The sequence below is a fragment of the Methylobacterium sp. 77 genome, from assembly GCF_000372825.1.
In the GTDB taxonomy this organism is placed as follows: Bacteria; Pseudomonadota; Alphaproteobacteria; order Rhizobiales; family Beijerinckiaceae; genus Methylobacterium.
Window position 1 is genome coordinate 2,625,925 of sequence record NZ_KB910516.1, and the last position, 14,565, is coordinate 2,640,489.

General features: G+C 64.9%; 12 protein-coding genes. 8 read left to right on the forward strand and 4 right to left on the reverse strand.

The genetic code is table 11. The features are described from left to right. Nucleotides 1-33 precede the first annotated feature (33 nt). The 5 genes from greA to A3OK_RS0112460 all read left to right on the forward strand — a co-directional run bounded on the left by greA (nt 34) and on the right by A3OK_RS0112460 (nt 4,227). Nucleotides 34-510 (forward strand): transcription elongation factor GreA, encoded by a 477-nt coding sequence (gene greA, locus A3OK_RS0112440; RefSeq protein ID WP_196805485.1) that lies wholly within the window; start codon nt 34-36, stop codon nt 508-510. Between the two features lie 65 nt (nt 511-575). Next, a complete protein-coding gene (locus A3OK_RS0112445) occupies nt 576-1,064 on the forward strand; it encodes a hypothetical protein (RefSeq protein WP_019905204.1) in 489 nt (162 codons plus the stop codon). A 34-nt stretch (nt 1,065-1,098) separates the two neighbouring features. Continuing rightward, on the forward strand, nt 1,099-2,115 hold the full coding sequence (locus A3OK_RS0112450; protein ID WP_155912152.1) for a mitochondrial fission ELM1 family protein: 1,017 nt from the start codon (nt 1,099-1,101) through the stop codon (nt 2,113-2,115). Nucleotides 2,116-2,129: 14 nt separating this feature from the next. Beyond that, a complete protein-coding gene (gene trxB, locus A3OK_RS0112455) occupies nt 2,130-3,104 on the forward strand; it encodes a thioredoxin-disulfide reductase (RefSeq protein ID WP_019905206.1) in 975 nt (324 codons plus the stop codon). A 232-nt stretch (nt 3,105-3,336) separates the two neighbouring features. Then, nucleotides 3,337-4,227, forward strand: a complete 891-nt coding sequence (locus A3OK_RS0112460) for a LysR family transcriptional regulator (RefSeq protein ID WP_026597211.1) — start codon at nt 3,337-3,339, stop codon at nt 4,225-4,227. 12 nt (nt 4,228-4,239) lie between these two features. On the opposite strand, the gene msrP is transcribed toward A3OK_RS0112460, so the two are convergent. From msrP to A3OK_RS0112480, 4 genes are all read right to left on the reverse strand, one after another. Beyond that, nucleotides 4,240-5,196 carry a protein-methionine-sulfoxide reductase catalytic subunit MsrP gene (gene msrP / locus A3OK_RS0112465; protein ID WP_019905208.1) on the reverse strand — a complete coding sequence of 319 codons (957 nt, stop codon included), beginning with the start codon at nt 5,194-5,196 and terminating at the stop codon, nt 4,240-4,242. A gap of 141 nt (nt 5,197-5,337) precedes the next feature. Then, a complete protein-coding gene (locus A3OK_RS0112470) occupies nt 5,338-7,029 on the reverse strand; it encodes an AMP-binding protein (RefSeq protein ID WP_026597212.1) in 1,692 nt (563 codons plus the stop codon). A gap of 97 nt (nt 7,030-7,126) precedes the next feature. After that, nucleotides 7,127-7,795 carry a hypothetical protein gene (locus A3OK_RS0112475; protein ID WP_196805437.1) on the reverse strand — a complete coding sequence of 223 codons (669 nt, stop codon included), beginning with the start codon at nt 7,793-7,795 and terminating at the stop codon, nt 7,127-7,129. 50 nt (nt 7,796-7,845) lie between these two features. Then, on the reverse strand, nt 7,846-9,342 hold the full coding sequence (locus A3OK_RS0112480) for a leucyl aminopeptidase (RefSeq protein ID WP_019905211.1): 1,497 nt from the start codon (nt 9,340-9,342) through the stop codon (nt 7,846-7,848). A 238-nt stretch (nt 9,343-9,580) separates the two neighbouring features. Here A3OK_RS0112480 and lptF point away from each other — a divergent pair, with 238 nt between their 5' ends. The 3 genes from lptF to A3OK_RS0112495 are packed head-to-tail and all read left to right on the forward strand — an operon-like array spanning nt 9,581 to nt 14,539. Further along, nucleotides 9,581-10,750: an LPS export ABC transporter permease LptF gene (lptF, locus tag A3OK_RS0112485; RefSeq protein WP_019905212.1), complete on the forward strand. Its 1,170-nt coding sequence runs from the start codon at nt 9,581-9,583 to the stop codon at nt 10,748-10,750. A 10-nt stretch (nt 10,751-10,760) separates the two neighbouring features. Continuing rightward, nucleotides 10,761-11,849 (forward strand): LPS export ABC transporter permease LptG, encoded by a 1,089-nt coding sequence (gene lptG / locus A3OK_RS0112490; RefSeq protein ID WP_026597213.1) that lies wholly within the window; start codon nt 10,761-10,763, stop codon nt 11,847-11,849. Between the two features lie 11 nt (nt 11,850-11,860). Then, complete coding sequence (locus A3OK_RS0112495) at nt 11,861-14,539, forward strand: LPS-assembly protein LptD (protein WP_051093009.1); 2,679 nt, start codon at nt 11,861-11,863, stop codon at nt 14,537-14,539. Nucleotides 14,540-14,565 lie beyond the last annotated feature (26 nt).

Consider the following 14,565-nt stretch of genomic DNA (forward strand, 5'->3'; position numbering starts at 1 on the left):
CGGGCCTATTCATTGTGGCGCGAGACGATGACGATAGACAAGGTTCCGATGACGGTGCGCGGGTTCGCTGCTCTGGAAGCCGAGCTGAAGCATCGCCAGCAGGTGGAGCGCCAGCGCATCATCCAGGCCATCTCCGAAGCTCGGGCCCTCGGCGACCTGTCGGAGAATGCCGAGTATCATGCCGCCAAGGAGGCGCAGTCCCATAACGAGGGGCGCGTGATGGAGCTCGAGAGCATGATCGCCCGGGCCGAAGTCATCGACGTCACCAAGCTGTCGGGCACCAAGATCAAGTTCGGCGCGACCGTGCGGCTCGTCGATGAGGATACCGAGGAAGAGAAGACCTATCAGCTCGTGGGCGAACCTGAGGCCGATGTTCGTTCGGGCCTGGTCTCGATCACGTCGCCCATCGCCCGTGCTCTCATCGGCAAGGGCGTCGGCGATACGGTCGAAGTGACCACGCCGGGCGGCGGCAAATCCTACGAGGTCGTCGCGGTCCAGTACGGCGTCTGACGCCTGAGGCTTGCAACATGCGCCAGACTGCATTCGGCCGGCCTATCGCTGGCTGGAGACGAGCGATGGTAGCGATCTCCGCCGCTCTGGCCATGGTTTCTCCGGTCGGGGCCGAAGGGCTTTCGTCCTTTGGCGCATCGCGTCTGTCGGAAATTCGCGTCGATGTCGGTCCGCTTTTGGCGCAGGGAGGCGGCGCCCCTGCCGAGGCACTTCGCGGTGACCTTCTCGGGGCGCTGAAGAGCGAGTTCGCCGAGAGACTCGGCGGTGCCGGTCCGGTCCTGGTGGTCCGCATCACGAGCCTCTCACTCAGGCCCTATACCGGGAGCGAGGGCGGGCGCAGCGGCTTCGGCGGCGGCTCGCAATCCGATTACCTCGAGGGAGAAGCCCTGATCGTTGGTCGTCGCGGCGAGGTTCTCGCCCGCCATCCGCAGCTTTCAGCACTTCCATCGAGTTCGGGCGGGGCGTGGTACGATCCGGATTCGGAACGCCGCCGCGTTGCCGCGATCGCTCAGCATTATGCCGGCTGGCTGCGCCGGGCATTCCCCTCCAATTGACGCGGCCATGTCGATATCGGGAGCGTCCGGCATGATGCGATCTGCTGGAGAAGCCTCTCCGACCCAGCTCCCCCATGTCGGCGCCTGGATCGTCACCGATGGCAAGGCCGGCGACGAAAATCAGTGCATCGGGATCGCCGAGACGCTCGGGCTCGATTTCGAGATCCGCAGGGTGTCGCCGCGACCTCCCTTCGGCTGGCTCGCTCCGTGGGGGCCGATCGACCCGCGCGACCGCCCGGGCCATCGGGGGGGCGCCCTGTCGGGCCCCTTTCCCGAGATCGTCATCGCTTCCGGACGCCGCGCGGTTCCGTATCTTCGCGCCATCCGCAAGGCCACGAAGGGCCGAACCTTCACCGCGTTCCTGAAGGACCCTCGCACCGGGCACGATACCGCTGATTTCATCTGGGTGCCGGATTACGACGATCTTCGCGGGCCGAACGTCCTCACGACGCTCACCGCGCCCCACCAAGTCACGGCAGCGCGGTTGGCGGCGGCACGCCGCTCGCCTGATCCACGCCTGATCGGATTCGAGAAACCTCGCGTCGCCGTGCTGATCGGCGGAGACAGCCGGCATCTGAGCTATCGCGCGGCCGATATGAAGCGGCTGCTCGCCAACCTGACGAAACTCTCCGAGAGCGGATCCTCCCTGATGCTCACGGTGTCCCGTCGCACCCCAGCGCCGTTAAGGACGGCGCTACACCGCCTCGTCGAGCAGAAAGGCGGGTTCTTTTGGGACGGCACGGGCGCGAACCCCTACGTGTCGATGCTGGCCCTGGCCGATGCGATCGTCGTAACGTCCGATTCGGCCAATATGGTGGGTGAAGCTGTGAGCAGCGGGGCGCCGGTGCTTCTCTTCGATCTTCCCAACACCTATATTCGGCACAGGCGGCTCTTTGCTGGGTTGGCAATGGCAGGTGCTTTAAAGCCCTTCGTCGGCCGCCTGGAAGATTTGCATTACACACCTCTCGACGCGACGCCGGCCATCGCACAAGCTATGGCTTGCGCCTATATCGAGCACCGCTCCAGGTTGGCACCTGCGACGCGGTCGTAGGAGACTTTAGAACTATGGCCCCTCATCACTCCAAGCTTATCATCATCGGCTCCGGGCCTGCGGGTTATACTGCAGCCATCTATGCCGCCCGAGCCATGGCCGAGCCATTGCTGATCTCCGGCTTCCAGCCGGGCGGTCAGCTGATGATCACCACCGATGTGGAGAATTATCCCGGTTTCGCTGATCCGATCCAGGGGCCATGGCTGATGGAGCAGATGCGGCTCCAGGCCGAGCATGTCGGCACCAAGATCGTGTCTGAATACATCACCAAGGTCGATCTTCAGACGCGCCCTTTCCAGCTGGAAGCCGATTCCGGTGAAACCTACACCTGCGATGCCCTCATCATCGCGACGGGCGCGCAGGCGAAATGGCTCGGCCTTCCCTCCGAGGCCAAGTTCCAGGGCTTCGGCGTTTCGGCCTGCGCTACCTGCGACGGGTTCTTTTTTCGCGGCAAGGAAGTCGTGGTGGTCGGCGGCGGCAACACCGCCGTCGAGGAGGCGCTCTACCTCGCCAACCTCGCCTCGAAGGTGACGGTCGTCCACCGCCGCGGCGAGTTCCGTGCCGAGCGCATCCTCCAGGAGCGCCTGTTCAAGCACCCGAAGGTCGAGGTCGTCTGGCATCATGCGATCGAGGAAATCTGCGGAACTCAGACGCCGCCATCCGTCACGCATCTGCGACTGAAGGACGTTCGCACCGGCGAGATTACCGAGCGTAAGGCAGATGGCGTCTTCGTCGCCATCGGACATCAGCCGGCGACCGGTATCTTCGAGGGGCAGCTGGCCATGCGCCATGGCGGCTACATCGAAACCCGGCCGGGGACGACCGAGACAGCAATTCCCGGCGTCTACGCCGCCGGCGACGTCACCGACGATGTCTATCGTCAGGCGATCACCGCGGCCGGCATGGGCTGCATGGCCGCGTTGGAGGCTGAAAAGTACCTCGCAGCTCTCGAACTTGGCGAAACCCCTCGTCAGGCCGCAGCCGAATAGGGAAATCTTTGCCCGGCGCCTTGCGTCGGGCATCAACCTAATCGCAAGATCGTTGTCCTAAAACCAGCGCGAGCCGAATTCGATCGGCTCGGCGTCCCGTGTTGCGCGGCTGAACCGTATGAAACGGCAGTCGGGCACGCCGAAACACGGCAAGGCTCGGTGCCTGCCCGAATTGGGTCCGGCATCGGGCGTTTGGCCACCGGCACGGGGCTGCGTGAGGGGGTTGGACGCCGTGGACTGGGACAAGATCCGAATCTTCCTCAATGTCGCCGAGGCTGGCAGCTTCACCCGCGCGGGCGACGATATCGGCCTGAGTCAATCGGCAGTGAGTCGCCAGATCAGCGCGCTCGAGCGGGAACTGAAGGCACCGCTCTTTCACCGGCATGCCCGTGGCCTGATCCTGACCGAGCAGGGCGACCTGCTGTTCCGGGCGGCGAGAGACATGAAGCTGCGGCTGGAAAACACCAGGGCGCGGCTCGTGGAAACGAGCGAGCGGCCGAGCGGCGATCTCAAGGTGACGACCACGACGGGACTCGGCACATCCTGGCTGGCCCAACGGGTCGCCGAGTTTCTCGACCTCTATCCCGATGTCCGCGTCGAGCTGATCCTGACCAACGAGGAACTCGATCTCGCCATGCGCGAGGCCGATGTGGCGGTTCGGATGCGGCGCCCGGCCCAACCCGACCTGATCCAGCGGCGTCTCTTCACCGTCCACTATCACGCCTTCGCCTCGGCCGATTACGTGAAGAGGTTCGGCGAGCCGAAATCCATCGCGGATCTGGACAACCACCGCCTCGTCTCCTTCGGCGGGAACGAACCGTCCTACCTTCTGGCGACCCACTGGCTCTCGACGGTCGGCCGCGAGGGGCTGGAACGGCGCCCGATCCACTTCACGGTCAACAACATCGCCGCCTTGCAGAAGGCGATGGAGACGGGCGCCGGCATCGGCATCCTGCCCGATTACGCGGTCGAGGGTCAGACCGACCTCGTGCAGGTCATGCGCGAGGCAGAGATGCCGCATATGGAGAGCTACCTCGTCTATGCCGAGGAGATGCGTTCGGTCGCTCGCGTACAGGCGTTTCGGGACTTCCTCGTCGCGAAAGCCCAGCGCTGGACCTACTAGCGAACCGCGTCGTTAAACGAAAAGGCGCTCGTTCTCCAAGCCCTTGTAGAGCCCGGCGACCTGTTCGCCATAGCCGTTGTAGATCAGCGTCGGGACTCGCTGGTCGGTGCCGAGCACGCGTTCCGTCGCCTGGCTCCAACGCGGATGCGGCACGGCCGGGTTCACATTGGCCCAGAACCCATATTCCGACGCCTGCAGGCCTTCCCAGAAGGTCTTCGGGCGCTCGGCGACGAATGACAGCTTCACGATCGACTTGACCGACTTGAACCCGTATTTCCAGGGCACCGCCAGCCTAATCGGTGCGCCGAACTGGTTGGCGAGCGGCTTGCCGTAGACACCGGTGGCGATGAAGGCGAGATCGTTGTTCGCCTCCTCCATCGTCAACCCCTCGACATAGGGCCAGGGGTAGAGGAACGAGCGCTGGCCCGGCGCCATGGACTTGTCCATGAACGTCTCCATACGCACGTACTTCGCACCCGATGCGGGTTTTGCCAGCGCCACCAGCTTCGACAACGGGAAGCCTGTCCAGGGCACCGACATCGACCACGCCTCGACGCAACGATGGCGGTAGAGCCGTTCCTCCAAAGCCATCTTGCGGACGAGATCGTCGATTCCGAGTTCGAGCGGCTTTTCCACGAGGCCGTCGATCTTGATCGTCCAGGGTCGGGTCTTGAGCGCGTACGCTGCTGGAAGCACGGTCTTCGAGGTGCCGAACTCGTAGAAATTATTGTACTCTGCGGAGAACTTCTCCGGCGTCAGCGGCCGGTCGAGGGTGTAGGCGTCGTTGCGCGCGGCCGGGTAGAGGCCGCTCGTCGGATCGGCAGCGGCGAATGCGCCTTCGACGCCGACCAGAGACGTCGCCGCGAGGCCTGCAGCACCACCGAGCAGCGCGCGACGATTCAGGAACACACTCTCCGGGGTAGCCAGGCGCTCCGGCATTTCCCAACCGCGTTGGCGCTTGATGTACATTTGGTGTCCTCGAGCAAAAGCCGGTTGCCGCGCGCGAGGCGGCCCTATCCCTGGAACATCGGTCCCGCCGGTCCGTCGCGCAAGCACGGCCGACCGTCACCATTCGGCGAGAAACCGTCGCAGGTTACGGTGCGGCAGGGCTCACGCCCGCGGCGCCTCGTCGCGCAGCGCACGACGCAGCACCTTTCCGACATTGGTCTTCGGCAACGTCTCGTGGAAGACGACGCGCCGAGGCACCTTGTAGCCGGTGAGCTGCGAGCGCGCGTAGGCGCGCAACGCTTCGATGCCGACGCTCTTATCCTTGAGCACCACATGCGCGACGACCATCTCGCCGGTCTCCTCGCAGTGCGTCCCCACCACGGCGCATTCGAGCACGCCGGGATGGCCGACCAGGATCTCCTCCACCTCGTTCGGATAGACATTGAAGCCCGAGACCAGGATCATGTCCTTCATCCGGTCTACGATGCGGACCTGACCATCCGCCTGAAAGACCGCGACGTCGCCGGTCCGGAAGTAGCCGTCGCTCGTCGTGGCCCGCGCGGTCTCGTCCGGCCGCTTCCAGTAGCCGGCCATGACCTGCGGTCCGCGCACGCAGAGTTCGCCCGGCTCGCCCGGACGGACATCCTTTCCGTCGGGATCGCGAATCGCGACATCGGTGGAGGGCACCGGAAAGCCGATCGTGCCGGTCCATTCCACGTCAGGTATGTTCACGCAGACTACGGGGGAAGTTTCGGAGAGCCCGTAGCCCTCGACGATGGACTTGCCCGTGATCGACTTCCACTTCGCTGCGACCGGCGCCTGGACGGCCATACCGCCGGCGATCACGAAATGGATCGCGGAGAAATCCACCTCGTTAATGCGGGGATGGTTGTTGAGCAGATTGAAGAGCGTGTTCACACCCGAAAAATGAGTGAAGCGGTTATTCTTCAAGGTCTTCACGAACCCGTCCACGTCGCGGGGATTGGGAATCAGCAGACAGCATCCGCCGATGTTCATGAAGAGGAAGAAACATCCGGTCAGTGCGAAGATGTGATACAGCGGCAGCGCCGTCACCATCACACGGTCGACATGGTCGGCCTGGGATACGCAGAACCAGACCCGACACTGCGCCACATTGGCGACGATGTTCGCGTGGGTCAGCATCGCAGCCTTGGCGACCCCCGTCGTGCCTCCGGTATATTGCAGGAACGCCAGATCCTGCGGCCCGACCGGGACCACCGATTTCGGCAGTCCGCGCCCGTGACGCACCACGGCCTCGAAACGCACCGTCTTCGCGGCCGGCAAGTCATAGGCGGGCACCGCCTTTTTGACGTGGCGGGAGGCGAGGTTGATGATCCGCCCCTTGAAGCCGAGCCCGTCGCCGGGTCCTGCGATGACGATCCGTTCGAGGGCGATATCGGCCAGCGCGCCGGCGACGGTGTGGGCGAAATTCTCCAGCACGAAGAGGGCTCGCGCGCCGGAATCGTTGATCTGTGCCGTCAGTTCGCGCGGGGTGTAGAGCGGGTTGACGTTCACGACGACGCAACCGGCCATCAGGATTCCATAGATCGCCGCCGGATAGGCCGGCACGTTCGGCATCATGATCGCGATCCGGTCGCCCTTCGCGAATCCCTGCGCGATCAGCCATGCCGCGATCGCATCGCCGGAGGCGCCGAGCTCGGCATAGGTGATCGACTTGCCGAAGCATCGGATCGCCGGCCGCGTCGCGCATTGTTCCGTGCCGGCGCGCAGGAGATCGACGAGCGTACCCTGGTTCGCGACGTCGATCTCGCCCGGCATGCCGGGCGGATACATGGAGAGCCATGGGCGCGCGGAAACCGGCCCTTGGGCCATGCCTTGGATCATCGCGATCCTCCCTCTGATGCCCGCGGCGGCTTAGCGCCACCTTCGTTCACATATAAACTATCTTTCCGGTATCCCGAGCACGGGATCAAGCCGCAAACGATGCTTGTCGAGGTTTCGCCCGAAGCACCAGCCAGATCAGGATGGCGTGGGGAAGAAAGCCGGCGACGACGAGGGAAAGGGCCAATCCTGCTTCGCTCGCCGACATGGCGCGACGGGGCCATGGGCCAAAGCCGGCCATATGGGCTGCCCCGATCACCGCGAAGGCGAACCAAAGCGCGAGGAAGGCCCCGACGCCTCTGTAGAGCCCAAAGCCCATCCGCCGTCTCCAGGACGCCGGAGGAGCGCTGCCACCGATAAGCAGGCGGCTGACCGCCAGTGCCGAGCCGAATACGAAGGCCGAAGCGGCGGCACCGACGGCGTAGGCGGCACTCATCGGCTGGTAGGTGAGGAAGGTCATTCCGCCGGTTGCGAACCCTGCCCGTAGGACGAGACCGCCGAAGGTCGGATGCAGGCTGAGCGCGACGAGCAGACCGATTCCGACCAGAGCGCCCAGGACGCGCCTGATAGGGGATGCGATGCTCGTCGTCGCCATCACGACGATCCGCGCCAGGGCGTAGACCAGGGCGAAGGCGAAGAGCGGGTAACCATTGAGGAAGAACCCGTAGAACCGGGCCTGGACCTCTGGCGGCAGCGCCGAAGCCTGGCTCAGCCCGGCGCTTGCGGTCGCACAGACCGCAAGCGCCGCCGCAGCCAAAGGAAGGGCTGCCGCAAAGGGAAAAGCGACAGACGCGCCGCCGGATGGCCTCATGCTTCGTAATTGTCGCGCACGAGCCGATCGAGGAGGCGAACGCCCCAACCGGCTCCCCAACTCCGGTTGATCTCGCTCGGGCTCGACGACATCGCGACGCCAGCGATATCGAGATGCGCCCACGGCACGTCGTTGACGTAGCGCTTGATGAAGGACGCAGCGGTGGCGGCACCGCCATGGCGGCCGCCGGTGTTCTTCATGTCGGCGAACTTCGAATCGATGGCCTTGTCGTAGGCGGGAATCAGCGGCATCCGCCACACCGCCTCGCCTGTCGCCTCACTGGCGGCAGTGATCTTGGCGGAGAGGGCATCGTCATTCGAGAACATGCCGGCGATGTCCTGGCCGAGCGCGACGATGATCGCTCCGGTCAGCGTCGCCAGGTCGATCATGAATTTCGGCTTGTAGGCGCTCTGCACGTGCCAGATCACGTCGGCGAGGACGAGGCGTCCCTCCGCATCGGTATTGATGATCTCGATCGTCTGGCCCGACATGGAGGTGACGATATCGGCGGGTCGCATGGCGCCGCCATCCGGCATGTTCTCGACGATGCCGATGGCGCCGATGGCGTTGACCTTCGCCTTGCGCGAGGCCAGCGCGAACATCGTCCCGACGACGCAGGCGGCACCGCCCATATCGCCCTTCATGTCTTCCATGCCGCCGGCGGACTTGATCGAGATACCGCCGGAATCGAAACACACGCCCTTGCCGATGAAGGCGATCGGCGCCTCCGCCGGGTCGGTGCCCCCGTTCCAGCGCATCACCACGACGCGGGCTTCCCGGGTGGAACCCTGCGCGACCGCGAGAAGGGCGCCCATACCCAGCGCCTCGAGCTTGCCGGGACCGAGAACCTCGACCTCCACACCGAGTTTGGTCAGTTCCTCGGCACGGCGTGCGAACTCCTCGGGATAGAGCACGTTCGGCGGCTCGTTCACGAGTTCACGCGCGAGCAGCACGCCGCCGGCCACTGACTCGGAGACCTTGGAGGCGGCCTCGGCCGCCGACGGATCGGCCACCATGAGGGTCAGCGCGGTCACGCGGCCTTCCTCGCCCTCCGGCTTCTTCTTGGTCTTGTAGCGGTCGAAGCTGTAGAGGCGCAGGCGGGCGCCGAGGGCAAAATCGGCGGCGTTCGTCGGGCTCACCGAGGAGCCGGGCCAATCCAGAGCCACGTGGGCGTTGCGGCCGCTGACCTTGCTCGCGGCAAAGCCGCCGAGCGCCGGCCAGTCGATCTTGGCGCGGTCCTTCTCGGAGCCCAGACCGATGACGACGAGGCGGTCGGCATCGAGCCCGGCGGGTGCAGGAAGCGCCAGCGCGGTCAACGACTTGCCCTTGAAGCGCTCGCTCGCGGCGGCACGCGCCACCAAGTCGGACGCGGTGCGGCCGACGGCCTGCGCGACGGCGGGTGAGAGGGCCAGATCGTCGCCGACGAAGAGTACGATGTCGCCCTGGCCGACCGCGCCGAGCGGCCCGAATGCGATCGTGATACCGTCCGCCATAAGTCAAGCTTTCCGAAGGTTTGGAATGGTCCGTGCGGCTCAGCACGCAGCGCCGCGATGGTCCCTGTGTACCCGTTGAGGCGAAGAACGCAACGCGATCCCGCTGCCGCGAAACCGCCCGATTTGAAGCGCCCCAAAGCGTCTGACATCGGTGGACGGGCGCGATGCCGGGGGGCATGAGGACGGCCCGAGGGAAGCTTCTCAGGGAAGCTGTGCGTATGGCCCGCCACGAGATCCGATGACGCAGATCGAGCGCTACATATTCAGGATCGTGGCCGGGGCCTTCCTCGCTTGCCTGATCGGCCTCACGGGCACGATCTGGGTGACCCAGGCCCTGCGTGAACTCGACCTGATCACGGCCAAGGGCCAGACCCTCATCATCTTCTTCCTGATCACCGGCCTCTCGGTGCCGACGCTGATCACCGTGATCGCCCCAGTGGCCCTGTTCATCGCCGTGGTCTATGCCCTGAACCGGTTGAACGGCGATTCCGAACTCATCGTCATGTCCGCCGCCGGCATGCAGCCGCGGCGCATTCTTCGCCCATTCCTCACGCTCGGCCTGATCGTGAGCGCGGGCGTCGCCTTCCTCACGATTCAGGTGATGCCCTCGTCGTTCCAGGAACTGCGCGATGTGCTCACGCGCGTGCGCGGCGACTTCATCTCCAATGTGGTGAAGGAGGGCCAGTTCACCGAGCTCGACAGCGGGATCACCTTCCATTTCCGCGAGCGCGGCCCCGGCGGAACGCTGCAGGGCATCTTCATCCAGGACAAGCGGGAGGCCGGAAAGACGGTGGTCTATCTCGCCGAGCAGGGACAGGCGGTCGATTACGAGGGTCAGAGCTACCTTGCCCTGGAGAAGGGCAGCATCCACCGGCAGCAGAAGGATTCGCGGGATTCTTCAATCATCACCTTCGAGCGATACACGGTAGATCTCGCCGCCTTCACGCCCCCGGACGCCGAGACCGTCTACAAGCCGCGCGAGCGGTCGACCGCGCAGCTCCTCTTCCCCGACACGACCGAGACCTATTATCAGTCGCAGAAGGGGCGCTTCCGTGCCGAGGTTCACGACCGGCTCTCGGCATGGCTCTACCCCCTAGCCCTGACGCTCATCGCCTTCGCCGCCCTCGGTGATCCGCGCACCACGCGTCAGGGGCGCGGCCTGGCGGTGGCGGGAGCCGTCATCGCCGTCATCGTGCTGCGCATCGCCGGCTTTGCCGCCAGCAGCGCGGCCGTGCGGAGCCAGGGCGCCGTGATCGCGATCTACGCCGCCCCCGCCCTGGCGTTGGCCATCTCCTGCATGATCGTCTTCAACGGAGCGGTGGTCAGGGACTGGAACGCGCGCGTGGCCAAGAACCTTTCGAATGTCGGCCGCGCCTTGTTGCGCCGGCCGCGCCTCGGCGACGGTTGAGGCCGCCGCCATGATGATCGGCTTCACCCTCGGCCGCTACTTCGCCATGCGCTTCCTGCGTACGGTGCTCGGCGTCTTCATCACCGTCTTCGCGCTCGTCTACACCCTGGATTTCGTCGAGCTGCTGCGGCGAGCGGGCGACACGGAGGGCGCATCCACAAGTTTGATGGCCCAGCTCTCGCTCTACCGGACGCCGGCGGTGGCCGAGGGTGTCCTGCCCTTCGCGATCCTGTTCGGTTCCATGGCGGCCCTTCTCCAGCTGTCACGCAAGCTGGAACTCGTGGTGGCGCGAGCCGCCGGTATCTCGGCCTGGCAGTTCCTTCAGCCGGGCATCATGGTGGCCCTCGCCGTCGGAGCCTTCGCGGTGGGAATCTACAATCCCGTCTCCGCAGCGATGAAACAGCGCTCCACCGAGATCGAAGCCAAGATCTTCACGAAATCAACGAAATTGAACACCGGCAAGGACTTGTGGATCCGCCAGAACAGTCTCGACGGACAAGCGATCCTCAGGGCCGGAACGGCGATCGAGGGCACCACCACCCTGGCGGGAGTCTCGGTCTACACGTTCGACGACACCGGTGTTTTCCTGTCGCAGATCGAGGCCGCGCGGGCGACCCTGCATGACGGCTACTGGAGCCTGCAGGATGCGCGGCTGCTCACCAAGGGAACGGCTCCCGAGAGCTTCGACACCTACCTCCTCGCCTCGAATCTCGACCCGGGTCAGGTGAGGCAGCGCTTCACGCCTCCCGAATCTGTGCCTTTCTGGCAACTGACCGACACCATCGCACGAACGGAGAGGGCTGGGTTGGATGCGACGCGCTACCGACTCCAGTATGATGTCCTCATGGCGAGGCCCATTCTCTTCGTTGCCATGGTGCTCGTGGCAGCCAGCGTTTCCTTAAGGTTCTTCCGCTTTGGTGGAGTGGGCAAGCTTGTGCTCGGCGGTGTGGCGGCGGGGTTCATCCTCTACGTCGCTCGGCAGGTCATGGAGAGCCTCGGCGCATCAGGGATCGTGTCGCCACCGGTGGCAGCATGGTTCCCGGCCGTGGTAGGGAGTCTTCTCGGTACGCTTACGCTTCTCTATCAGGAGGACGGCTGATGCCGTTGCCGATGACGGGACGCGAAACGAGGCCGAGGCAGAGGTTGGGACACGGGTTGCGTAAAGTCTCCGACATCGCGAAGCTCGCCAGGCTCCTGGCGCTCGTCTCAGGTGCTGCGCTCGCGCTCGCCTCCGATGGAGCGAATGCGCAATCGGCTGCACGGAACGGTCCGGGCCAGCCCCGGGCGGCTGCGGCGCGCAAGGCGCCCGCGCAACCGGCGCCGACGGGGAAGCCCGCGGAGCGTCTCCTCGTCGAGGCGGCCGAGCTGATCTACGACAACGACAACAACACCGTGACGGCTCGCGGCAACGCCGAGCTGCATTACGGACCGCGCATCCTCCAGGCCGACCGCGTCCGATACGACCGGGCGAGCAGCCGCGTTTTCGCCGAAGGCAACGTCCGCCTCACCGACGAGACCGGTGCGGTCGTGACCGGCGATACGATGGAGTTGACGGACGACTTCAAGAACGGTTTCGTCGACGCCCTGCGCATCCAGCAATCCGTCGAGATGCACGGTCAACCCGTCCGCACCCGCTTCTCGGCGCCGCGCGGCGAACGGGTGGACGGCGAGCAGACGACCTTCGAGTCGGGCACCTACACCGCCTGCGAGCCGTGTAAGAACCATCCCGAGACGCCGCCGCTCTGGCAGGTGCGCGCCGCCAAGATCATCCACAACAACGAGACCCACATCATCTCGTTCGAGGAATCGGTCCTGGAACTGGCCGGGATCCCCGTCGGCTACCTGCCCTATTTCGAAGCGCCGGACCCGACGGTGAAACGCAAGACCGGCTTCCTCACCCCGCGCTTCATCACCTCGACCGCCCTCGGTCGCGGTGTCTCGACGCCGTTCTTCATCAACGTCGCGCCGAATTTCGACATCACCCTGTCTCCGGCCTTCCTGAGCAATCAGGGTCTTCTCGGTCAGGGCGAGATCCGGCATCGATTGGAGACCGGAACGTACTTGGTTCGTGCCAGCGGCATCTTCCAGACGACACCCAGCGCCTTCCTGCCCGGCCCGCTCGGTGCGGGCGACCGCGACTTCCGCGGCGCGATCGAATCCAAGGGTCAGTTCTACCTCAACGACCGCTGGCGCACCGGCTGGGACGTGGTCGGCGTCACGGACAAATGGTTCCTCGACAATTATCGCATCCGCAACTCGAACATCACGACGGATTACTTCCGTGAAGCGGTGTCGACCGCCTACCTGATCGGCCAGGGCGACCGCTCATGGTTCGAGGCGCGCGCCTACTATTTCAAGGGCCTGTCGAGCTACGACTGGCAGAAGGAACAGCCGATCGTCGCGCCGGTGATCGACTACGACAAACGCATCAACGGTCCCGGATTCCTGGGCGGTGAAGTGCGGTTCGAGGCGAACATCACCCATCTCGATCGTGAAGCCACGGATTTCCAGGGCATCCCGCGCACGGGCTCGTACCTCTACAATCCCACGGTCAACGGGGTGACCTATCCGCTCTACGAGACCTGCACGACCTTCAACCGCAACACCTGCATCATCCGCGGTCTGGCGGGGAGCAACACGCGCGCATCCGCGCAATTGTCCTGGCGCCGGAGCTTCATCGACGACGTCGGACAGGTCTTCACGCCCTTCGCCTATCTCCGCACGGACGCGTTCTTCGTCGACCCGAAGAATTCTGGCTATCAGAACGCCCTCGCACAGACGATCAGCACCACGGATTCGGACTTCTCGGGCCGCATCATGCCCGCGGTCGGCCTCGATTACCGCTATCCGTTCGTGAGCAATTTCGGTCCGCTCGGTGTCCATACGCTGGAGCCGATCGCACAGGTCGTCATCAGGCCGAGCGAGACGCATATCGGGCGCCTGCCCAACGAAGACGCGCAGAGCCTCGTCTTCGACGATACGTCCCTGTTCGAATGGGACAAGTTCTCGGGCTACGACCGCGTGGAAGGCGGCGTCCGCACCAATCTCGGCGCGCAGTATTCTGTGGTGACGCCGTCGGGCTGGTACGCGAACGTGATGTTCGGCGAGTCCATTCAGGTCGCCGGCGTCAATTCGTTCCGGCGCGGCGATATCGCCAATGTCGGCCTCGATTCCGGTCTGGAGCGGCGCGAATCCGATTACGTCGGACGTTTCCAGCTGTCGCCGAACCAGAACATCACCTTCATCACCCGTGCTCGGTTCGAGCAGCGTGACTTCTCCGTCAACCGCATGGAGACGGGCGTGATCGCACGGCTCGCTCCCTTCGCGCCCATCGATCTGTCGATGTTCTATTCCTACTACGACGCGCAGCCGCAGCTCGGCTTCAACAACCGCAGGGAAGGCCTGACGGCGACGGCCACCTATCACATCACCCCGAACTGGTTCGTCACGGGCTCCGCACTCGTCGACCTCACCCATTACATCGACGTGCGCGACACCTATGCTAATGCCTATACCGCCTATCTTTCGAACCCTGTCGGCGCGGCACCGGTCTATACCAATCCCGGCCGGGCCTATCTCGCCGGATTGAGCGTGGGCGGCGGCTATCAGGACGAATGCACCACCTTCTCGCTCAACTACATCGTCTCTCCGACCGCGGCCGCTCTCGGTGTCACCGAGCGCAACCGCACCGTCCTGCTGCGCGTCGAACTGAAGACGCTCGGCGAGGTCGACCTGCGCCAGAACGTCAACGTTGCGGCCACGGCCGACGGCATCGCGGCGGCCCGGTGAGGTCGGGCACCAGACCGGCCGCACAC

Bases quoted from the DNA above. Each gene is read 5' to 3' on its own strand.
- A3OK_RS0112445 (WP_019905204.1), top strand. From the start codon at position 576: ATGGTAGCGATCTCCGCCGCTCTGGCCATGGTTTCTCCGGTCGGGGCC.
- A3OK_RS0112450 (WP_155912152.1), top strand. From the start codon at position 1,099: ATGCGATCTGCTGGAGAAGCCTCTCCGACCCAGCTCCCCCATGTCGGC.
- trxB (WP_019905206.1), top strand. From the start codon at position 2,130: ATGGCCCCTCATCACTCCAAGCTTATCATCATCGGCTCCGGGCCTGCG.
- msrP (WP_019905208.1), bottom strand. From the start codon at position 5,196: ATGTACATCAAGCGCCAACGCGGTTGGGAAATGCCGGAGCGCCTGGCT.
- A3OK_RS0112470 (WP_026597212.1), bottom strand. From the start codon at position 7,029: ATGGCCCAAGGGCCGGTTTCCGCGCGCCCATGGCTCTCCATGTATCCG.
- A3OK_RS0112480 (WP_019905211.1), bottom strand. From the start codon at position 9,342: ATGGCGGACGGTATCACGATCGCATTCGGGCCGCTCGGCGCGGTCGGC.
- lptF (WP_019905212.1), top strand. From the start codon at position 9,581: ATGACGCAGATCGAGCGCTACATATTCAGGATCGTGGCCGGGGCCTTC.
- lptG (WP_026597213.1), top strand. From the start codon at position 10,761: ATGATGATCGGCTTCACCCTCGGCCGCTACTTCGCCATGCGCTTCCTG.
- A3OK_RS0112495 (WP_051093009.1), top strand. From the start codon at position 11,861: ATGACGGGACGCGAAACGAGGCCGAGGCAGAGGTTGGGACACGGGTTG.